Genomic DNA, 20344 nt, shown 5'->3' on the forward strand with positions numbered 1-20344 from the left:
CCGACCGCCCTTCGGACCCACCCGGGCCGGCGGCAGCAACGGCTCCACCAGCGCCCACTGCCCGTCCGCCAGGTCTGACGGATACCCACCCCAAGAACCACTCACGCAGAGCTCAACGAGCCCACCGGCCCCGCGGCACGGCAGATCTCAAACGCGGTCTGAATGAGTTTTAGAAGAGCAGAGTTTATCGTGTCGTGATCTGTCAACCTGTGGCTGGGGTCGGGTTCACCGAACCGCGCGCGGGTTCGGTGGGTGGGGGGTGGGGGTCGGGGGCGGGGCGGTCGGCCGTGGTGGGGTCGCCGATCGAGTGGCTGTGGGTCAATGCGAAGCAGCACGCCGGGTAGATCCTGCAGGCGGTGAAGCTGTGGGTGTTCGACCCGTGTGCGGTCGAGTGGCAGTGGATGCGTGCCGTCGCCACGGCGTTCCTCCTCGGGTACGGTCACCTCGGCCCCACTGACGGGACGATGCGCGCGGAGTTGGTCTCCTGGCTCGCCCGCCGGCGCCACCTGAACGGCCTGGGGCTCCTGGACCCGGCCCGGGTGTCCGAGTTGGACGCGTTCGGGGTGATCTGGTCGAAGAACGCGGGCGTGTGGGAGCGTGGGCACGCCTGCGCGGCCGCGTTCCACCGCCGGCATGGGCGATTGGCGGTCGCGGGGCTGGATGACTGCGCGGTGGGTGCGTGGGTGCGTGGGTGCGCCGTCAGCGCAAGGCCGCAGGCCTCACCGCCGACCAGGGGGCCGGAGTCGACCAGTGAGGGGTGCCTGGCGAGTTGGGCGTCGCGCACGCCGGAGAACGGCGGGGTGTCGTCTACGTCGCTGTCGGCGGTGCCTTCGGCGGTTCCGCGAACCGTACGGGTCTCGGTGTCGGACCCGTTTTCCGGCTCGGTGTGTGGCTGTGTGAGCAGGTGAAGGCTCGTATCGATGGCAAGCTGATGGAGCGGCGGGCCGCGCTTCTGGATGTGCTCGCCCGGTGTGCCGGGACCGTCGGGCTTTTTTCGGCGACTGTGAGGGCAAAGACGGTGAGGTCGTCGGGGACGGCCGCTTGGCCCTTGTCTGCCATGCCTTCAGCACTGTTCCGCCGGACCAGTGCCTTGAGGCTGTCCGCGAGATCAGGACGGTCCTGGAGAGGAGGGCTTCCGTATCACCGGCCAGGGGGAGTCGGTGGGCGGCCGGCCCGTCGTGCTTTTCTGCGCCGAGCACGGTGAAGGCCGCTGCTTCGTCGGCATCGGCACTGCTGGCGGCGCTCACCGGCTCTCCGTCGGCGTCAGCACTTGCTGTCTGAGGCCGCTTTCCGCCACCGCCCCGCCAGGGCGCTGACACGGTGCTGACACGGTGCTGACCAGTGTTTTGTGTGGCGGGCGCCGGCCGTACCTGCCGGTGGGTCATACGGCGGCGCGGCCGCCGTCGACGGGCAGGACGACGCCTTGGACGAACGAGGCGCCGTTGCCGGCGAGGTAGACGACGGCGCGGGCGATCTCGGTCGGGTCGGCGATGCGGGCGGCGGGGGCCTGTGCGGCGAGCCGGCCCAGGCCGTCTCCCATGGGCTCGGTGCCCTCGGTGAGGACCGGGCCGGGGGCGACGGCGTTGACGCGTACGCCCTGCGGGCCGAATTCCGCGGCCCAGGCCTTCGTCAGCAGGTTCACGGCGGCCTTGGTCGATCCGTAGAGCGCCATGCCGGGCAGGCCGAAGCTCGCCACCATGGTGGAGATGTTCACCACCGCGCCGGCCCCGCGCTCGGCCATGGCCGGGGCGAGGGCCGCGGTCAGGAAGTAGGGGGCTTTGACGTTGACCGCGTACATGGTGTCGAAGTCGGTCTCGGTGGTGGCCGGTGTGGGGCCGAAGGCGCCGATGCCGGCGTTGTTGACCAGGATGTCCACGTGGCCGGCGGTCTCGGTGGCGCGGCGGGCCAGCTCGCGTGCGGAGTCGGCGTCGCGCAGGTCGGCGGGCAGGAAGTCCGCCTTGCCGCTCCCGGCGCGGATGGCGGCCACCGTCTGGGCGCCGCGTTCCGCGTCGCGTCCGGAGACAAGGACGTGGGCGCCGAGGGCGGCAAGGTCCTGGGCGATGGCGCGGCCGATGCCGCTGTTCGATCCGGTCACGAGGGCGACCTTGCCGGAGAACTCCATGACGAACCTCCGCGGATTGGCCTGCGCGATCCACTATCCGCCGAGAACAGTCGGAGTTCGACCGCGGCGTGGCCGGGCGCTCATGTGGCGGTGGCGACTTTGGTGGTGGTGCTGTCCGGGCGGGTCCGTGCTGCTCCTGGTGCCCGTGTCCCGGACGGTTCTCGTGGGAGGGGCTCCCGGTCCTGCCCGGTGGGGTCCCGCCCGGCCAGTGCTTGGCGCAGCGGGGTGCGGGGCCTGTGCGGCGCGGCCGGGTGGCGGCCGGCGGCCGTTCCCCGGCACCTGCTCCGTCCCTCGCTCGAACACCGGGGGAATCTCGCCGTGTCCGCGGACACCCGCGGCCGCCGCGCCTTCACCGCCCTGCTCGTCGCCGGGACGCTCGTTCTCGCCCCGGGCGCGTGCGGCACCGGGAGCGGTTCCGGCCCCACCTCCACCTCGGCCTCCGCGGCGGTGCCCGGTGGCGCTGCCCGCGCCGCTCCGTCCGACCGGCCGTTCGGCCGTTCGGCGCGGCCTGCGCCGCCGTCACCGAGGGCGGCGCGGGTTCGTTCAGCGGTATGGCGCAGGGCCCCGTCGCCACCGCCGCCTCGAACGATTCGCTGCTGTCGACCCCGGTGGCCGCGGTCAAGGAGGCCGGCTCGGTCGGCACCCTCGACTTCGCACGGAACATCATGGTGTTCGCCCCCGCCGGCGACGCCTTCGCCGGGATCCCGAAGGCCGGCCCGGACGCGCTGCTCGCCGGCAGGGCCGGGCTCGCCATGGCCGTCACCTGCCACGTCACCCCGGAACGTCTCGTCCCCGACTCGCTGACCGGCGCTCACGAGACCCTTGGGGGCGCAAGCCTCGCCGTCGCCGGCTCCGAGCCGGTCTTCGGCGTCAACGGCAACTCCGAGGTGCTGTGCGGTGGCGTGCGGACCGCCGACGCCGCCGTCCGTATCGGCGGCACCGTTCTGGTGCCCGCGTCCTGAGCCCGGTCGAGAGGGACAGCGGTCTGCGGGGCGAGGCGCCGCTCCCGGCAACTGGCGGAGGACCCGGACCCCACCCGCCACCGGGTCGGCTTCCGCTGCTCCTTCGCGTCCGACCCGGAAGTCCGGCGCCTGGTCGGCTGGGTGTCGAAAGCCTCGCAGACCGCCCCCCGGCGCCCGCGTCGCCGGCTCCCGCATGATCGGAGACACCGGGGCCCGACGTCGGCGCACCGTCAGGGACGTTGCCGGTCGGGAAGAGCGGCAGATCCAGAAGTCACCCGCGGGGACAGACACGCGGGGGCCGGTGTTCCGGAGTCGGCGTCCGGAAGACCGGCCCTTGCTGTTCTGCGAGAAGCCGGCGAGCGCGGTTGCGTGCGGCGGGGTCGGCCCCGGCAAGCCGGCCTGCCGGTTCGTGCGGCACATGGCGCTCGGCGCGGTGCCGGCGCGGTTCGTGGTGGAGGGCGTCGAGGTCGACGTGCCCTGCCTGCACGGGTTCGTCGACGTCGCTTTGCCGCCGCTGCCGCTGCCGCTGCCGCTGCCGCTGCCGCTGCCGCTGCTGCTGCCGCTGCTGCCGCTGCTGCCGCTGCTGCCGCTGCTGCCGCTGCTGCCGCTGCTGCCGCTGCTGCCGCTGCTGCCGCTGCTGCTGCCGCTGCTGCCGCTGCTGCCGCTGCTGCCGCTGCTGCCGCTGCTGCCGCTGCTGCCGCTGCTGCCGCTGCCGCTGCCGCTGCCGCCGCTGCCGCTGCCGCTGCCGCTGCCGCTGCCGCTGCCGCTGCCGCTGTCCGTCGGGTCTGCGGCGACGCGGACCGGCATCTGAAACGGCGCCTGAAACGGCATCCGTCCGGGTGCCGCGTTCCCCGGGGCGGCCGCGCGCGCTCCTGACGACGAAGGCTGCCCGCCCGTGTCACGGGGCGTGGCGCGGCCCGCGTCCGGTCATGGCCCGGGTGCCTTCCGGGCCGGTCGGGGGGACGATGCGAGGGTCCGGGCTCCCGCCCGGCGGTGTGCCTCGGGCCGAGGCCGGCGCGCGCCCTTTCCGTTCAGACCAGCAGGACCGGTCGCGCGGCCCGGACTTCGGGGCGTGCGTGCCATGCGGTTTCGACGGCTTCCAGGCGGAAGGTCTCGGCGGCCGCTTCCAGTTTGCCTTCGGACGCGAGGGAGACCATCGTCCGGTAGGCCTGTGCCCGGATTCCGTGCGGCGCGTACGCGCCCACGAACCCCATGACGTCGACACCCCTGCTGCGCAGCAGTTCGCCGGAGATCACCGTGTTGTCCCCGGTCACCGTGCCGACCTGGACCAGGCGGCAGCCCATCGAGGCGTTGGTGAGCGCGGCCGCCGCGACGTCGCCCCACAGGTAGTCGGCGATGACGTCGAACCCGCCGGGTGCCTCGGCGCGCAGGGTGGCGGCGAGGTCGTCCGTCTCCGCGGTGTCCACCACGATGTCCGCGCCCAGCCGCTGTGCGTGCTCGACCTCCTCGGGGCCCCGGACGACGCCGACAATGGCGCCGGCGCCGAGGTGCCGCGCGGCCTGGACCGCGAGGGAGCCGACCGAGCCGGCCGCGCCGAGCACGGCCACCGACTCCCCGGTCCGCATTCCCGCGCGCCACGAGAGCGGGAGCCAGGCGGCCAGGCCGGCGTTGCCCAGTACGGCGGCGGTTGTCACGTCGGCTCCCGGCGGCAGTTCGATCAGGGAGTCGGCCAGGACGAGGGTCTGCTCCGCCATCGACCCGTAGGGGGAGAGGGGCCCGTCGAAGTACACCAGGCGCCCGTCCTCGGTCGTTCCGACGCCGTCGCGTCCCGCGACGACGGGCAGGGCCTTCGGGCTGAGGAAGTGCCGCCCGGATGCGATGGCGCGGTCGACGCCGTTGATCGTCGCCGCGGCCACCTGGACGACGACCGCCTCGTCCGACACCGGCACGGGTGCGTGGAACGCGCCGTAGACGGGCGCTCCGTAGTTCTTGAGGACCGCGGCCCGCATCATCTTGTCGTGGCTCATGGGTTCATCCGATTCGTTTCGTGGGTGTCCGGCGGCGTCCGTGCGGGCGCCTTGCTGCGGCGGTGCGGCGGTGCGGCGGCTCTCAGCCCGCGGGGCGGCCCAGGACGCCCTCGGCGATCACACGTGTGAGCGCCTCGACGGCGTCGCCGACGGCGCTGCCGCCGCCGGCGCCGGGGCGGGCTGTGCGGCAGAAGCCCTCCAGCATGCACACGACGGCGACGGCGGTCAGTTCGCAGTCGCGGTCGGGTTCGGGAAGCCGCCGGGCCGCGCCGATGTGGGCGGCCCAGACGGCGATGTGCCTGCCGCGCAGGGACTCCCACTGGCGTGCGAAGTCCTCGCTCACCAGCGAGGCCTCGTAGATCCCGGTCATCTCGGCTGCGTGGGCGGCGTAGGCCTCCACGTAGGACCGGACGTGCCGGCGCACGTCCTCGACCGTGTTCAGGTCGTGGGGCGCGCCGGCGTGCTCGACGACCCTGGCGTTGACCGCGGCCATGAAGTCCTCGGCGATCGCACGCAGAAGGTCGTCCTTGTCCGTGTAGTAGCGGTAGAAGGACCCCGCGGCCCGGCCCGCCTCGGCCGTGATGTCGGTGATCTTGGCGGCGAGGTATCCCTGCCGGGCGATCACCCGGAGGGCGGCCGCCTTCAAGTCTTCGGCTGTGCGCTGCCCTTTGGTGACGGCCGCCATGAGTCCTCCGGTGAAGCTGAAGCAAAATATGAATTCATTTTCACTTCCGTGGGCGGGGATGTCAACCGGCGCCAACCGCATGCGCCGAACGAAGACCCCGATGGCCTGCGGGATCCATCCACCGGTGCGAGCAGACCCCGGCGGGCGGGCATCGTGGAACGGGCCGCCGTGACCGTCACCGGCTGCGACGCGACGGGCGGCCGCACCCTGCGCCAGGTCCACCACCGGCCGGCCGCCGAGGGCCCGACCCCGCACACCGCGCCGACCTGCCGGCGGCCGTCCGCCCGCCTCGCCCGGGCCCGCCGCGACCGGGACTCCCCGACCTCGCCGACCCGCTGCGCGACGTGCACGCCCCGCCGCCGCGGCCGGACACCCGCACCTTCCCGCACGAGGCACCGGACCGGTTCGCCCCGGACCGGACGACCGACCAGCACACGGCCGTGTACGCGGCCCGCGAGAAGGACGCCCTCCGGCCTCAGCCCACCCGCCGGCTCCAGGACACCGGCATCCCCGTCCTCGTCGTCCGCGGATCCGGCAGCCAGAGCCACGCCCGGCTCGTCCACGAGCACGCCGCCCGCGACCCGCGCCCGGCCGTGCTGCTCCACGTCGTCCTCCCGGGCGTCCGCGAGTGTGGCATGACGCCGCACTAGCCGTGTGACCTGGGGTTTTCTTTAGCATCTCCGGGGCTGTCGCGAATGTTGCGACACGTTGCACAAGAGATCGGAGGGGGCCCTTGAGGGGCTTTCCTGTTCAACTCCGTCCGGTGTCCGCTACTGGACCGTGGTGGACGAGGACCTGGTCGTCGTACCGGAAGCGGACGCGTTCCTGCGGCACGTACGGTTCGGCCGAGACCAGGCCGAGCCGACGACCCGGACGTACGCCGGGCACATCGCGCTGTACCTGCGCTGGTGCATACGCACCGGCCGGGACCGGCGGGTGGCCGCCGAGGAGCTGGGGCTGTTCGTCGTCCGGCCGAAGTTCGGCACGAAGGCGATCACCGGCATCGAGCGGCCCGCCACGACAGGGCTGGCCCACCCGGGGCCCGGGGCCGGGCCCGTCCGCGAGCCGGCCCGAATTCAGAACGTGCTGACCGGGGCGCGGCAGTTTCTGCTGCACGGCATCACCGCCAGGGCGGTGCCCTCGCAGGTGATGGCCCGGCTCCACGAGGCGGCGGATTCCTGGGACCTGCCGGAGCGGGCCCGAGGGGAGGAGCTGACCGGCTACCGAATGCGACCCCGGCACCGGGTGCCAGGTGCCAGGTGCCGCGGCAGAAGGGCGAGCGGGCCACCGACCGCGAGATCGTGGGGCTGTTCCTGGCGGCTCGCAACGCTCGCGACCGGTTCGTCGTGCTGCTGCTCGGCCGGGCCGGGCCGCGTCCGGGAGGCGCCGCCGGCCTGCGCCGCGAGGATATGCACTTCATGCCGGACTCGACGGCGCTCGGCTGCCCGAAGAGGGGCTCCCACCTGCACACACTGCGGCGGGACAACTCGAACGGGGCCTGTTCCGCTGCCGACCGCGGAGCAGGGCGCGGTCATCGATCCGGCAGGCGCCGGTGACGAGGTCGCCGAGCTGTGGCGTGACGATCCGGCGAAGGCGGCCGGCCTGGTGCGCGAGCCGGCGGCGTGCGGGGAGTGCACGGCGGCCGAAGTCCTGGACGCGGCGGTCGATGCGGCCATCGGCGCCGGGCTGCCGGCGCTGAACGATGCGGGCAAGGCGCCTGATCCGAGCATGATGGCCGAGCAGCGCCTGGAAGCCGTCCCGTACCTGGTGCTCGCCGTGGCCCTGGCATCCGCCGACCTCGACTGAGCAACTGGCCAGGTAGCTCGAGGAGTGTGGCCTGCTGCTGCGCGCTGACGATCCGGGCGGCGCCGGCCGGGACGGCGGCGAGCATGTCGGCGAGGACGGGCTGCTCCCGGCGGCCAGGCGCAGGTCCGCCACCGCCGAGCGGACCGCGGCGGCCGCCGTGCCGACCAGGACGATCAGCAGCCGGGGTTCGAGAAGGCGGCCGCGGCCGACACGACGGCGACAAGGGGCGGACACAGGTGGAGATGGATCATCAACGACCTGTCTCCCGGCCGTCCTATTTACCCCGGAACATCTGTGTTGTCTGTGTCATCGCCCCCCCGCTTCCCCAGGTGGCAGCGTTTCCTGACCACCTGTCTCTACCTGTCTCCCGGCAGACGGGTGGCCCGTCCGGATGCCACTGCGGCGTCCATCGTGGCGACCAGGACGGGCACCTCGCGCCCCAGGTCGCCCAGCACCACCGCCGGCGCTGCTGCGGCCAGCGCGCAGACCGCCACCAGTGCGATCCGCTCGCCCGCCAGCAGATCGGGCAGCTCCTCGGTGTAGGGGTTGCCGGTGATGATGTTCGCGGACAGGTCGTACGCCAGCTCCTCGCTCAGCCGCCCGTCGCCGTCCGGCACGACCTCCTGCCCGCAGGCCTGCTCCACGGCGTCGGCGGCCCGCTTCAGCATGATCCGGTGCGGCTCCTCCGCCTGCCGCTAGGCGGGCTCGCGCACCCACGCGGCGGCCAGCCGGCCCGCCTCCGTCGCCTCGGAGAACAACGTGTTCTCCGCGTGCTGCCGCTCGCGCTCCGGCTGTTCCTGCTGCTCCGGCTGCTCCTGGTCCTCGGCGACCTGTTCGGGCAGCGGGAGGACGGTCACGTTCGTCATGACCGGCCAACTCGCCGGGGGCGGGGAAGGGCACGGGCAGTCGGTGAGTTTCGCCCCGAATCGCAGACTGGTTCGCCCCGGGCCGTGGGTCAGGCCGTCGACGTCCTTTGTGACCGGGATGCGGTCGATCAGCGGGGCGGCCCGGAGCTGGGCCGGCAGAGGCAGTTGGAGCAGGATCCCGTGAACGTCGGGGTCGATGGCCAACTCGTCGATGACGGCCGCGACTTGGGCGTGAGTTGCATGGTGCGGCAGGTGTCGGTGGATGTCGTGCATGCCCGCTTCGCGGATGGCACGGCGTTTGGCGGCGACATAGACGGCGCTGGCCGGGTCGTCGCCGACCAGGATGGTGGCGAGGCCGGGCACGCGGCCACCGGCAGTAGCCTCGGCTACTCGCTCGGCAGCCTGGGTGCGGATGCGGCGGGCGATCTCGGCGCCCTTGATCGTGCGTGTCATGGTGGCGAACCGCATTTCTGTCGGCGAACGATTCACCCGACGGAGAGGACGTCGTGCGTGACCGAGGCCAGAGGGAGCCGCGGTGTACGGCGTCGGAAACCGGGGCGGCGGTGAGCACCGGAGCGAACCCTTGTGTCCACTTCGACCGCCGCCCCGGCGGTCTGGTCCGACGCACGACAAGACCACCTGTCCCTGTTCCGGGCGGGTTTCCCTGTCGGGTGCGTGGACGTGTGCTTCAGGAGAAGACGATGGTGTGGTTGCCGTCGCGGATGACCCGGTCCTCGGCGTGCCACAGGACGGCGCGCGAGAGGACGGCCCGCTCAACGTCCGCGCCACGGCGGGTGAGGTCGGCGGCGCTGTGCGCGTGTGTGACGCGGACGACGTCCTGTTCGATGATCGGGCCCTCGTCGAGGTCCTGGGTCACGTAGTGAGCGGTGGCGCCGACCAGCTTCACACCACGTTCCTTCGCCTTCGCGTACGGCCCTGCTCCGATGAAGGCGGGGAGGAATGAGTGGTGGATGTTGATGATCGGGACGCCGGCCTTCTCGATGAAGTCCCCAGACAGGATCTGCATGTAGCGGGCCAGGACGACGAAGTCGACGTTGTCCTTGAGCAAGCGCAGGTTCTCGGCCTCGGCTACGGACTTGTCGGCTCCCGTCGACGGAACATGGAAGAAGGGGATCCCAAAGCTGCGCACCTCCTCGGCGATGTCCGGGTGGTTCGAGATCACCATTGGGATGCTGACGGGGAGTTGCCCCTGGCGGTGGCGCCAGAGCAGGTCGAGCAGGCAGTGGTCGGACTTGGAGGCGAAGATCGCCATGCGCTTGGGAACCGACATGTCACGCAGGGTGTAGGTCAGGCCGTACCTGCTGACCAGTTCCTCGTCCAGGTCCGCGCGCAGGGCGGGCATGGCGGCCTGCAGGCCGTTGAGCGAGAAGACGGTGCGCTGGAAAAAGGCGCCGCCCTCGGGGTTGTCGGAGTACTGCTCGAGGGCGACGATGTTGCCGCCGTGTCGACTGAGCACCGAGGTGACGGCGGCGACGATGCCCGTGGCATCCGCCCCCTGGGCGATCAGCGACGCCTGGTGATCCGTCCCCCCGGTCCTCTTGGTGGCGCGAGCCAGTGCGGTCTGGGTGGCGGTCATGCGAGTGCTTCCTTCCTGAACTGGGCGACCCACTCCGAGGTGGCCCTGAGGCCCCCAAACGTGTAGAAGTGGATCTTCACTTCGCCGTGACGGGCCGGGTCGTAGCCATCGGCCAGTGCGCGCAGGAACTTGTCCGGCCCGGCGCTGCCCATGAGGTTGGTGATGGACAGGCCGTACTTCTTGGCGATGGAGGCACTGGTCCCCACGCCGAACCGGGCGGCGTACGACAGGAGCTTGCGCACGCCGGCCGGGCCCGGGACGCCGATGCGGATCGGGAGCGTGACGCCCTGGGTTCGCACCTGGTCGATCCAGGTCAGCACCGGGTCGACGTCGAAGCCGAACTGGGTGATGATGCTGCCTTCCAGGCCCTGGGCGGCGATGGCGGCGCTCTTGTCCCGCAGCGCGGTCCACAGGACGTGCCCGGGGATGGCCGGGTGGCCTTCCGGGTAGCCGCTGATGCCGACGTGCCGGACTCCGCATTCGGGCAGCAGGCCGGACTCGATCAGGGAGAGGGAGTCGGCATAGGGCCCATCAGGGCGACTCGGGTCTCCTCCGACGGTGAAGACGTCGGCTTCGGTTCCGTCGGCCTGCAGCCCCGCGAGGAACAGCTCGAAGTCGGCCTGGGAGGCCAGGCGTCGGGCGGAGATGTGCGGGACCGGCTGGAAGCCGAGGCGCTTGACTGCCCTGGCCGCCTCCAGCCGCAGCTGAAGGTTCTCGTTTCCGAGAAAGGTGACGTTGATCCGCGTGCCCTGCGGGATGAGGCCTGCGGCCTCCTCCAGTTTGGGTACGTCCTTGCCGGTCATCTCCAGGGAGAAGTCCTCCAGCAGCGCGGTGCTGCTGGACTTCAGGGGAACTGTGCTGAGGGGATTCATCGTGCTCCTAAGGCGGGCGGGGCCCTGTTCATTCCGTCCTGGCCGTTCGGGTCGCCGGCCGCGCCAGCGGCCGGCGGGCGACCGTCGGCGCGGCGGGCGGCTGCCGGTCATGGCGATGAGCTGCCGGCGGCCGCGTGCGGTGCCGTGCTGGTCAGGCGTTGCGCCGGTACTCGGTGCGGGCGTGCTGGTCGAACGGGCTGGGCTGAACGGTGGCGCGGATGCGCGGGAACCCGAGGTCCGCCTCGGGATCGGTACCGAGGCCCGGGTGGTCTCCCCAGACCACGGTCACCTGGGTGCCGGGCGTGGCATGGGCGGCGTCGATCAGCGTCTGGGACAGGACCGTGCCGACCGGGTCGATCGAGGCGGTCTGCATGGTGACGCCAGCCAGGCCGGAGGAACCCTCCACCCGGTTGCGGGCGTAGCTGAGCACGAAGCCCGGGTCCTCACCGCTGCCGATGACCCGGCGGACGTCCTCGGGATCGAAGACGAGGGTGACCTTCTGGCGAAGGCTCTCGTCCCCCTTCGCCTTGAGCAGGGCGTCGCGGCCGTTGAAGTCGTGGCCGAAGTGGATCATCTTCCCGTAGCCGAGCTCGAACGGGGAGACGTAGAAGTCCTCGATGTTCGGCGAGAAGAAGCTGCCGTTCAGCGGGCGCTTGCCCTCGATGCCGAACAGCGGGAGCCACGCCCGGTAGTCCGCGAGCTCGGGGTCGGAGTAGATGCCGGGAACCGGCGACGGGATCCAGCCGCTCTCCACGCTCGGCGTGGTGTAGGCCAGGGCCCCGACCTGGACGAGCCCGAGCGGCTCGCCCGCCTTCAGGAACGCGTCGTGGACGAACGCGGCGTGCTCCCAGGGGCCGATGAACTCGTAGCCGGCCTGTCCGGCCATGCCGTGGCGCAGGGCCGAGAAGGTCCTGCCTTCAATGGCGACCGGCGTCGAGTGGAAGAACTTCGTCTCCGGGATGGGTCCGCCGAAGGCCCGCTCGATCAGCGGCAGGGCGAGCGGCCCCTGGATCTGGTAGCGGAACAGCTTCGGGTCTCCTCCTCCAGGGCGGAAGGCCGTGGAAGGGTCGGTGGAGAGGGAGACGTCGTAGCCGCCCTGCTCCGCGTGGTACTGGACCCAGTGCTGGGCCTCGGGCACTCCGCTGAGCAGGTAGGCGTTCTCACCTTCCCGGGCCAGGATGCCGTCGGTGACGATGAGCCCGTGCTTGGTGACCGGCAGATACTGCTTGGCCTGGCCGATGGCGAACTTCTCGAAGTTGTTGGCGCCGTAGTCGGCCAGGACGCGGGTGGCGTCGGGGCCATCGATCCACATGTCGTACATGTGGTGCGACAGGTTCAGCAGCGCCACGCCCTCGTGCCAGGCGTGCTGCTCCGTGCGCCAGCCGGCGTACTCATGGGCGACCACCTCGGGCGTCCACGGCTCCGCGCCGGGCTTCCACAGCAGGCCAATGGGGGAACCGGCCTTGTCGATGCCGTCCTGGAGGCTGGGGGTTGTCATGTGTTTCCTTCCGGGCAGGAGTGGACTCGCGGGCGGCGCTAAATCGATCTAGCGCTGCCGTGTCGATCATTGCGGCTCAGTGAGTGAGGGATGGAGCGTGATGCTGAATCGATCTAGCGGAAGCTAGCAGAGGAGGCGGGTCGTCAGGGAGGCCTGTGTGGCGAGTTTCTTCCGGGCAACCCGAGCCAGCATGGTCAGGCGGGCTGGGGAATCCGTCGGCCGGTCCACGCTGCCGCCATGCTCACGGCGTGCAGGCTGGACCGCACGGCGTGCACACGGACGCCCCCGCCGCCGCAGCCAATGCGAACACCGCGGCTGACACGGCGCCGCGTTCGCCAGACAGTGACGCAACTCCCCCGCAGTCCTGAAGGCGGCCCCGATGAGCCGCCTGCGCGACGCACCGACGAGAACCCGGGAAAGCCGAGCCCCGTCAGCACGTGTAGGCGCCCCAGGAGTTCCCAGTCGTGGCCCGCGCGCTTGGCGAAGCCGAGGCCGGGGTCGAGGATGACATTCTTCGAGCTCAGGCCGGCCAGGACGAGTGCATCCACGTGACCGAGGAGCTCGGCGAACACCTCGGTCACGACGTCACCGTATACGGCATGGTGATCCATCTGGCGGCCTGGCACCCTCCAGACACCGACGGCATCCGGCACCTCCACCGAAGAGACGACACGACACCCCGACCCTGCCACCGAATCGCCGACACTATGCCTGACCAACGGAAACGCACCCGTCACTCTCGGAAAGACAACGGCTTCTTACAATGAGCGTGTGCCTCGCTGCCACAGGGTTCGGGGCGTGAGCTACGGCAGATCAGGGGCGATGGCTACTTCTCGAAGAGTGACGCTGAACGACGTGGCGACCGCCAGCGGCGTGTCCCGCGCCACCGCTAGCTTCGCCCTCAACGACGACCTCGCGGAGCGGATGAGGATCGCGGCCGCGACCCGTGACCGGGTCAAGCAGGTCGCCCGTGAACTCGGCTACGTGCCGCATGGCGTGGCCCGAGCTCTACGCGAGGGCGCGTCCCGGGTCGTTGTCCTGAACATCGACGACGGCATGGAAGGCCATTACTCACGCAGCTACATCCAGGGCCTCGACGCGGAGCTTCGTGCAAACGAGTACGTCCTGTTGGTCCGCTATGGCCATCACACCCCGCAGACCACCCGACAGGTCCTCGAAGCCATCGCACCCCGGGCCGTGATCGATTTCGGCCAGATCTACCTCACGGGCCACGAACTGGAGGACGTCGGCGGAGGCTGGCGTGACGGCCTCGCTGCGCACTCGGCCCTCCAACTGCGGCACCTGGTCGAGCACGGCCATACCCATGTCGCCGTCGCACTGCCAGACAGCGAGTCCCCGCTTGCCGCGACACGTCTGAAATTCACCGGGCAAGCCGCGCGGAACATGAACATCCGCATCCCCGACTCCTTTGTCGCCCCGCTGGAGCGGGGCGCCTGCTCCGAAGCGGTCGCGGCATTCCTCACCACCGCCCCAGAGGTCACCGCGATAGCCGGCTTCAACGACGACGTCGCCCTGCGCGTTCTCACGGCTCTACACGACTTGGGCCGACGAGTACCCGATGACGTGGCGGTGATCGGCTTCGACGACAACGGCTACGGCGCGTTCACCACGCCAGCACTCACCACGGTCAACATCGACGCCGAAGCCCACGGCCGTCTCAGCGCCCGCCTCGCACTCGACCTCGACAGCAGCGGCCTGCGCCCACCGCCTGCGCGGATCGTCGTACGCGAGTCGGTGTAGGGGAATCTTCGAACGAGCCGGCTTCGCCCTGCCCCATCCGTTGGCCCTCAGGGTCGCCCCGGTGTTCGACCGGCTCTACCGGAACGGCTGTTGCAGTGGAGCAGCGTAGCCCCGGCGCGTTGCCGCGCCGGGTGTTTTTACCGGGGTGAAGTAGAGCCACGGATTCGGCCTGTTGGGGAGCCAGGGGTTCCGACCAGTTTCGCCCCGGGCCGCCCCACCTCCCTGCCGCCCGCCTTCACCGACCTGCTGCGCTCGGTGTTCACCCCCGCCGGATCCGCCACCGCCAGCGCCCAGACCGCGATCCCGTGCGGCGACGCGCCCGCCCCGCGCGACCCGAACACGTACTGGCACGACATTCGAACGCACCCGAGCGGCCCACCCGCTGTTCGCCCCGCTGACCGAGAGCATCACCCCCTGCGCCTTCTGGGACAGCCCTCGCGAGGCCCGCGTCCAGGCCCGCCGCGACACCCCCGCCCTGATCGTCGCCTCCACCGGAGACCCCCGCGTCCCCTACACCCGCAGCGCCGCCCTCCACCGCAGCCTCCCCAGCTCCCGCCTTCTCACCCTCGCGGGCACCAACCAGCACGTCAACTACGGTGCCCACCACAACTCCTGCCCGACACCCGCCGGCGGCCGCCTGCCGTCTCGCGACCGCGCCTGCGCCGCGTAGGCGGAGGCGGTCAGCTCCGGCGTCCGCGCCGCCCCAGCAGCACCAGCGCCGCGCCGGCGAGCAGCAGGACGGCACCCCCCGCCGCCACCCGGCCCGCACTTGTCCGCCCACCGGTCTCGGGCAGCGCCGGCCGCGACGCGGTCGGCGCCGGCGAGGACGGCGGCACCGGAGCCTCGCCGGAAGGAGCGGGGGACGATGACGGGGCCGGCGGCGACGGCGAGGGGGAGGGGGCGCAGGCGTGCCACCGGAGGACCACCTCGCCGTCCCCCGTACGCGTGCCCGTGGCGAATACCGCGCCCGCGGGTCCGCTGCTGGAGCCGCCGCCCCCACCGCCGGCGCCGATCCCCTCGAACCCGTACGAGCCGGCCCCGCCGCCCGCACCGCCGCCGTGTGCGCCGCCCCCGCCCCCGCCGCCACCGGTCACATCCGAATAGAACACGTCGAGCCGCCCGCCGTCGCCGCCGGCCCCGCCGTTCGCGTCGCCGCCCGGCGCGCCCGGCATCCCCCCGTCCGGGGTGCTGACCCCGGCCGGGCCGCCCGCGCCGCCACCTCCTCCGGAAGTCCCGCCACGGCCCACCCGGTACTGGTCCGGGTAGCCGGCCGTCGCACCGTCCGCCCCGTTCGTCCCGCTCTGGCCGCCGTCGCCGCCACGGCCCACCTCGTCGCCCTGGTAGGCGTAAGTCCCGCCGGCGCCGCCCCCGCCGCCCGCGACGATCACCACGGCGTCGTCGAGGGCCACGGTCGTCGCGCCGCCGCCGCCCGCACCCGGGTAGCCGCCGGCGTCCTGCCGCCCGCCCGGCTCGCCGCCCCCGTTGTAGCCGCCCTTCCCGAACTCCCCGGGGTTCCCGAAGGGACCGGCGACACCGGTGGTGCCCGCGCCGCCAACGTTCACCTTGATCCGCTGCCCGGCACGCACCTCCACATCGGCGACCACCTCCCCGCCCAGGCCTCCCGCCGCGCCCTCGGTGACATCGGGGCCGTGGGAGACGCCGAGCGGCGCCCGGCCCCCGGCGGCCCCGAACGCTTCCACCGTCACCGCACACACATCCGAGGGAACGACGGCGGTCTGCTCGGCGCCGGAGAAGCCCACAATGACGCTCTCCCCGTCCGGCGCCGCAGCCCGGGCCGCGGGGGAGCCGACGGAGGCAACGAGGAACACGACCGACGCGGCCGCCACTGCGGGGCCGAGCGGGTAGCGGCAGGCAGCAGCGCTCATGACGCCATTCCTACCGGACGTCCGCCGCCCGCCGGGAGAGGACACCCGGTCCGCAGGCGGCGTTCATCCTGACAGACGCGCCCCGGCGACGAGCAGGTCTTCAAGCTCATCCAGGAGGCCTACCGCATCGTCAAACTCTTCACTTCGTAGCAGCGTTCGATGATCGCCCCAAGGGCCGTCCTCGCAGGAAATGATCAACGGAGCCAAGGGAAGCGGTCAGCTCAGGTACACGTGAAGTCGCAGGTCCGAGGCCGACCACGACTGCAGCATCGACGGATAGCACCACCGCCCCGGCACCGGCCCGCGCACTGCGGGCCGGCGCCGTCCGCTACTCGCCCCACACTGTCGACACCTCCGGAAGGCACCGCGCGATGACCGACACCACCCGCCCCGGCCCCGCTGCTGCTCCCGGGCTGCTGGAGTTGGCCCCGCACAGCAGCCGCCCCGCACCGGCCGAGCGGGACCTGAGCCGCCCGATCCTGGATTCCCCACTGGTGCGCGGCGCGATGTGGCTGCGCTGGAGTGGCCACGACGGCATCCGCACCCTCCACCAGGGCGCCGACCTGGCCCGCGGCTGGACCGAGCGCGACGTCGACGGCCTGGACGGATGGGTGGCCCTGGTGGAGGGCCGGGTCGTCCTCGGCGCCCAGCCGGGCACCCTGCCGGAGCCCGCCGTCCATGCCGAGGCCTGGCAGGCCGGCGCGACGCTGTACGCCGCCCTCGCCCAGCACCCCGCTCAACACCCCGCCGCCCGCGTTCCTTTCAGCCAGGACGAGGACGACGACCAGAGGGACGGGCTGCTCGGCGATGTCCGCGGCCGGGTCCGTCGTCGGGCGGCCGGGATGACCCTGGATGACCTCCAGCAGGCCCTGGAAAAGGCCCGGTTCGAGGAACGCCACGCCGATCGGCACGCCGACGCCGACCACGAGGCCGCCTACGCCACCGAGGCCGACACCTTGGCCGAGTGGCAGCGCGTGCGCGACCACACCGTCGAGACCCGCGCCGAGCGCTACGACCCGGACCACGACACCGCTCTCCAGCACGCGCTGCGCCAGGCGAAGAAGACCAAGCCGGACGACCCCTGGTGGGAGATCCGCCTGATCCACGCCCGAAAATACCCGAACCGGAGCTGACCGAACCGGGCAAGCGAAGCGGGCCTGGGCCGCCCATCGCTGCCCAGCCTCTCTACACCGCCCTCGACCACTCCGGCCTCCACGCGCTCACCGACGACGACCACCCTGCCGTCCGCGACCTCACCCGCCACCTCGACCCCGCCACGCTGCGCCAGGTCGCGGGCCGGCTGGAGCGCACCCGTACCGCGGCCTTCGCGCTGCGGGGAACCGCGCAGACCCCGCCCGTGCGGCCCGTCGGACGGCGCGGGCAGTTCTGACGACCGCACGGGCCCCCGGGGCCCGCTGCGCGCGCACCGCTCCCCGCTCCCCGTTCCCCAGCCCGGTTCCGGACGCGGGCGTCGGTCAGCGCGACCGTCGGCACGGCCTGGGGGTCGGGTGGTGGTTCTTCCTGGTCAGGGGCGTGTTGTGAGTGGGCAGTGGTGAAGGGCTGCGCTGATGCCGTGGTGAAGCGTCACGCCGAAGTGCAGTGAAGAACGGACTCCGATCGTTGTCGCGGCTGCTGGGGTCCGGCTGGCGGCGGTGCGGCGCCGGACGGGGCTCTTGTGGGCGTCGTATATGGGAAGCGGCGGGTCGGCCGGCTCCGGCAGGATGGCACGGTGAACTTCTTCCTCCGCCGTCAGCAGCCCCTCTCACAGCCTTCCCCGGGCGCGGACGCCCTGGAGCGTGTCCGGCTGCTGGTCGCCGGTGAGCGGGCCGCGGACGGAAGTTCGCTGGAGGAGTTGACCGTCGCGCTGCTGGAGCTCGGCTCGACCGGAAGCGCTGAAGACTCGTTCGAGGCGCTGCGTGTGTTGACGGAGCGCCCGGCGCTGCTGCTGCGCCTGGACGCTTTTATACGGCGGGGGTGGTCGCACCCGACGCGTCCCACCCCGCGGCCCGCCGAAGCCGACCCGGTCGCGCTCGCCCTCGCCGCCTCGCACGCCGACGGCCGCATCCGAGAGCGCGCGGTGCGCCGGATGCTGGACCAGCCGCACCCCGGGACGATGCCGTTCCTCGTGCTGCGCACCAGCGACTGGGTCCGCCAGGTTCGGGACGCGGCGAGCGCGGGCCTGGCCGTGCTGCTCCATGGCGACCCGCTGCTGGCCACCCCGGCGACCGTGCGCACGGCCCTGCTGATCAACCGGCGCCGACGCGGCACATTCGCCCACGGCCAGTTGCTCGTGCCGTTGCTGACCGGGTCGACCACGACACTGGCCGGAACGCTCCTCGCGGCCCCCGAGGCGCCGGTGCGCCGCTTCGCCCTGGACGCCGTCGCCCACCGCCTCGGGCTCCGCGACCTCGCGGCCCTCGCCGAGCGCGACTCCGACCGCCGGGTCAGGGACCGGGCCGCGGAGGCCGCCGCCCGTCAGGCGATGTGGACCGACCAGATCGAGCTGCTGCGCCGGCTGGCCTGCAGCCGTCACGCCGAGGTGCGCGTCACCGCCCTCACGGGGCTGATGCGCACCGGGTCCCCGCAGAGCGTGGTGGCGTACCTCGACGACCCGTCCGCGCAGGTCCGGGCCTTGGCACGGGAGGCGGCGCGCCGCACCGGCACGGACCCGCTGACGTACTACCGGGCGGCCGTCCGGGCCGACGAGCCGCAGGTCGGGGTGGTCGCGGGGCTCGCCGAGACCGGTGGCCGGGCCGACGTCCCCCTGCTCGACGCGCTCCTGGACAACCCGGCGCCCCAGGTCCGCGTCCACGCCCTGCGGGCCCTGCGGGGCCTCGACGTGGTGCCCGTGCCCCGGGTCACGGCGCTGCTGCGGGACGACTCCGCCGCGGTGGTCAAGGAGGCCGCCGCGGCCCTCGTCCCCAGTGCCACCCGGCTGCCCGCCGACCTGCTGTGGGACATGCTCACCGACCCGCGGCGGCCGGCCGTGCGGCGCGCGGGCTACCGGCTGCTGAGCCGGCGCGACCGCCCCACCGCACTGCGCGCCGCCGTCCTCGCGAGCGGCGACACCCACCCCCGGCTCGCCGCGCAGGGCAGGACCGACGCCACCACACGGATCCGCGAACTCGCCCCGCACCCCTGGCTCACCCGCCCGGTCCCGACCCTCGACGCCGACCCCGCACAGGCCGCCGAACTGCTCACCTTGGCGGAGGAACGCCGCACCGTCCTCACCGAGGACGTGATCCAGCTGCTGCGCGACGCGCTTCGTCCGGTGCCCAGCAGCCAGTAGCCGGGTTGCAGGCAGGCGCGCCTCGTGCGGCCCGCCCGTGTTCGGTGTGGGTTTCCACCGGTTCGGTGCAGGCGTTCACTCCTGGCCGTCGGCCGGTCTGCTCCGGCCGGCTGCTGCTGGAGTGCCGTGGCGGGCGCCTCGACCACGGGTGCCGACTCACTGAGCCTTTTCAGCGCTGGAGCTCAAGGGTGAGGACGGCCTTGGCTGCTGACGTCAGCCAGTTCGGGCTGCAGCGGGCATGCTGGAAGATTCTCCAGCGCTTGAGCGTGGCCACGCCGCGCTCGACCGGGTGACGGAGTCGGGCGTGGGCCCGGTTCAACGATCGCTGTGTGGTGCCGAGTTCTCTGCGTGGCGGGCGCCTTGCCGGCACCGCGAACGTTCCGCCCGCACCGGTGTACGCCATGTCGGCCAGGGCTGGGACGCGGAGCCGGACGCAGGTCTTCACGATGCGGTGGGTGCGGGCGGCGGTGAGGTCGTGGGTGCGTCCGTGCAGGGCGCCGGAGATCCACACGAGCCGGCCTGTCGGACTGGTGATGACCTGGTGGTTCACGCCGTGGCGGCGGTGCTTGCCGGAGTAGTCCGCGCGGCCGTCGCCGGCCCGGTCGCACTCGGCGAGGGTGCCGTCGACCAGGACGTACTCGGGGGCGGCTTCGCGCAGTGCCTGCGTGAGACCGGGAGCGCGACGGGCGAGGAGGGCGGTGACCTGGCGGACGTAGGCGTAGGCGGTACCGACGCTGATCCGGAAGCCGGCGGCGATCTGAACGAGCGTGTAGTGCTTGCGCAGATACACCAGTGCGACCAGGGCCCGCTGGGAGGGCCGGAGTTTGCAGCGGCGGTCGCCTTCGCGGGTGACGATGAGCATGGTGACCACTCGACGAGCGCGTGCGGCAGGTCCAGTGCGGCTGGGTACGTGACCAGCAGAGCTCCCGGGCAAGAGATGAGACGTCGGCTACCTCACTCAACCGTCCGGGAGCCCCGCGGGTTCTTCCCCACCCGGCACCACTCGATCGGT

General features: G+C 72.4%; 20 protein-coding genes and 1 pseudogene. 10 read left to right on the top strand and 11 right to left on the bottom strand.

All coding sequences use genetic code 11. The annotated features are described in order from the left end of the window. The first annotated feature begins 356 nt into the window (after positions 1-356). Positions 357-908 carry a hypothetical protein gene (locus tag ACIQF6_RS35980; RefSeq protein ID WP_400903164.1) on the top strand — a complete coding sequence of 184 codons (552 nt, stop codon included), beginning with the start codon at positions 357-359 and terminating at the stop codon, positions 906-908. Between the two features lie 473 nt (positions 909-1381). Here the strand turns inward: ACIQF6_RS35980 and ACIQF6_RS35985 are convergent, their stop codons facing one another. Continuing rightward, on the bottom strand, positions 1382-2122 hold the full coding sequence (locus ACIQF6_RS35985) for an SDR family NAD(P)-dependent oxidoreductase (RefSeq protein WP_400903167.1): 741 nt from the start codon (positions 2120-2122) through the stop codon (positions 1382-1384). Between the two features lie 551 nt (positions 2123-2673). Here ACIQF6_RS35985 and ACIQF6_RS35990 point away from each other — a divergent pair. Both ACIQF6_RS35990 and ACIQF6_RS35995 read left to right on the top strand, forming a co-directional pair. Next, a complete protein-coding gene (locus ACIQF6_RS35990) occupies positions 2674-3084 on the top strand; it encodes a fasciclin domain-containing protein (protein WP_400903170.1) in 411 nt (136 codons plus the stop codon). Positions 3085-3418: 334 nt separating this feature from the next. Continuing rightward, a complete protein-coding gene (locus ACIQF6_RS35995) occupies positions 3419-3895 on the top strand; it encodes a hypothetical protein (protein ID WP_400903173.1) in 477 nt (158 codons plus the stop codon). A gap of 220 nt (positions 3896-4115) precedes the next feature. On the opposite strand, the gene ACIQF6_RS36000 is transcribed toward ACIQF6_RS35995, so the two are convergent. Beyond that, positions 4116-5072 (bottom strand): zinc-binding alcohol dehydrogenase family protein, encoded by a 957-nt coding sequence (locus ACIQF6_RS36000; RefSeq protein ID WP_400903176.1) that lies wholly within the window; start codon positions 5070-5072, stop codon positions 4116-4118. 82 nt (positions 5073-5154) lie between these two features. Next, positions 5155-5757, bottom strand: coding sequence for a TetR/AcrR family transcriptional regulator (locus ACIQF6_RS36005; RefSeq protein ID WP_400903179.1), 603 nt, complete (start codon positions 5755-5757; stop codon positions 5155-5157). A gap of 344 nt (positions 5758-6101) precedes the next feature. On the opposite strand from ACIQF6_RS36005, the gene ACIQF6_RS36010 reads away from it, so the two are divergent. After that, positions 6102-6407: a hypothetical protein gene (locus tag ACIQF6_RS36010; protein WP_400903182.1), complete on the top strand. Its 306-nt coding sequence runs from the start codon at positions 6102-6104 to the stop codon at positions 6405-6407. Between the two features lie 130 nt (positions 6408-6537). Beyond that, a complete protein-coding gene (locus ACIQF6_RS36015; protein WP_400903184.1) occupies positions 6538-7563 on the top strand; it encodes a hypothetical protein in 1026 nt (341 codons plus the stop codon). A gap of 356 nt (positions 7564-7919) precedes the next feature. On the opposite strand, the gene ACIQF6_RS36020 is transcribed toward ACIQF6_RS36015, so the two are convergent. The 6 genes from ACIQF6_RS36020 to ACIQF6_RS36045 form a co-directional block, all read right to left on the bottom strand. Then, positions 7920-8231 (bottom strand): hypothetical protein, encoded by a 312-nt coding sequence (locus ACIQF6_RS36020; RefSeq protein ID WP_400903187.1) that lies wholly within the window; start codon positions 8229-8231, stop codon positions 7920-7922. A 27-nt stretch (positions 8232-8258) separates the two neighbouring features. After that, complete coding sequence (locus tag ACIQF6_RS36025) at positions 8259-8882, bottom strand: tetrahydrofolate dehydrogenase/cyclohydrolase catalytic domain-containing protein (protein WP_400903190.1); 624 nt, start codon at positions 8880-8882, stop codon at positions 8259-8261. Between the two features lie 235 nt (positions 8883-9117). After that, the gene (purU, locus tag ACIQF6_RS36030) at positions 9118-10026 is read right to left on the bottom strand and encodes a formyltetrahydrofolate deformylase (RefSeq protein ID WP_400903193.1); all 909 of its coding nucleotides are present in this window, start codon (positions 10024-10026) and stop codon (positions 9118-9120) included. Continuing rightward, on the bottom strand, positions 10023-10898 hold the full coding sequence (locus ACIQF6_RS36035) for a methylenetetrahydrofolate reductase (protein WP_400903196.1): 876 nt from the start codon (positions 10896-10898) through the stop codon (positions 10023-10025). Before ACIQF6_RS36035 ends, purU begins: the two co-directional genes overlap by 4 nt. A 151-nt stretch (positions 10899-11049) precedes the next feature. Then, entirely contained in the window at positions 11050-12396 is a 1347-nt protein-coding gene (locus tag ACIQF6_RS36040; RefSeq protein ID WP_400903199.1) for an aminomethyl transferase family protein, read from the bottom strand. A gap of 194 nt (positions 12397-12590) precedes the next feature. Then, positions 12591-13133, bottom strand: a complete 543-nt coding sequence (locus ACIQF6_RS36045; protein WP_400903201.1) for a dihydropteroate synthase — start codon at positions 13131-13133, stop codon at positions 12591-12593. Positions 13134-13236: 103 nt separating this feature from the next. Between ACIQF6_RS36045 and ACIQF6_RS36050 the strand changes: the two genes are divergently transcribed. Together ACIQF6_RS36050 and ACIQF6_RS36055 are read left to right on the top strand one after the other, a co-directional pair. Beyond that, positions 13237-14157 carry a LacI family DNA-binding transcriptional regulator gene (locus ACIQF6_RS36050; RefSeq protein ID WP_400903204.1) on the top strand — a complete coding sequence of 307 codons (921 nt, stop codon included), beginning with the start codon at positions 13237-13239 and terminating at the stop codon, positions 14155-14157. 172 nt (positions 14158-14329) lie between these two features. After that, positions 14330-14827, top strand: coding sequence for an alpha/beta hydrolase (locus ACIQF6_RS36055; protein WP_400903206.1), 498 nt, complete (start codon positions 14330-14332; stop codon positions 14825-14827). A 10-nt stretch (positions 14828-14837) separates the two neighbouring features. On the opposite strand, the gene ACIQF6_RS36060 is transcribed toward ACIQF6_RS36055, so the two are convergent. Beyond that, positions 14838-16043: a hypothetical protein gene (locus ACIQF6_RS36060; protein ID WP_400903209.1), complete on the bottom strand. Its 1206-nt coding sequence runs from the start codon at positions 16041-16043 to the stop codon at positions 14838-14840. Between the two features lie 371 nt (positions 16044-16414). Here ACIQF6_RS36060 and ACIQF6_RS36065 point away from each other — a divergent pair, with 371 nt between their 5' ends. The 3 genes from ACIQF6_RS36065 (at position 16415) to ACIQF6_RS36075 (ending at position 19332) form a co-directional block, all read left to right on the top strand. Further along, the gene (locus ACIQF6_RS36065) at positions 16415-17176 is read left to right on the top strand and encodes a hypothetical protein (RefSeq protein ID WP_400903212.1); all 762 of its coding nucleotides are present in this window, start codon (positions 16415-16417) and stop codon (positions 17174-17176) included. Beyond that, a complete protein-coding gene (locus ACIQF6_RS36070; protein ID WP_400903215.1) occupies positions 17128-17433 on the top strand; it encodes a hypothetical protein in 306 nt (101 codons plus the stop codon). Before ACIQF6_RS36065 ends, ACIQF6_RS36070 begins: the two co-directional genes overlap by 49 nt. A gap of 339 nt (positions 17434-17772) precedes the next feature. Further along, positions 17773-19332, top strand: coding sequence for a HEAT repeat domain-containing protein (locus ACIQF6_RS36075; protein WP_400903218.1), 1560 nt, complete (start codon positions 17773-17775; stop codon positions 19330-19332). A 169-nt stretch (positions 19333-19501) separates the two neighbouring features. On the opposite strand, the pseudogene ACIQF6_RS36080 reads toward ACIQF6_RS36075, so the two are convergent. Further along, a pseudogene (locus tag ACIQF6_RS36080) lies at positions 19502-20250 on the bottom strand (transposase family protein). Between the last annotated feature and the right edge of the window lie 94 nt (positions 20251-20344).

The organism is Kitasatospora sp. NPDC092948 (assembly GCF_044754805.1).
In the GTDB taxonomy this organism is placed as follows: domain Bacteria; phylum Actinomycetota; class Actinomycetes; order Streptomycetales; family Streptomycetaceae; genus Kitasatospora.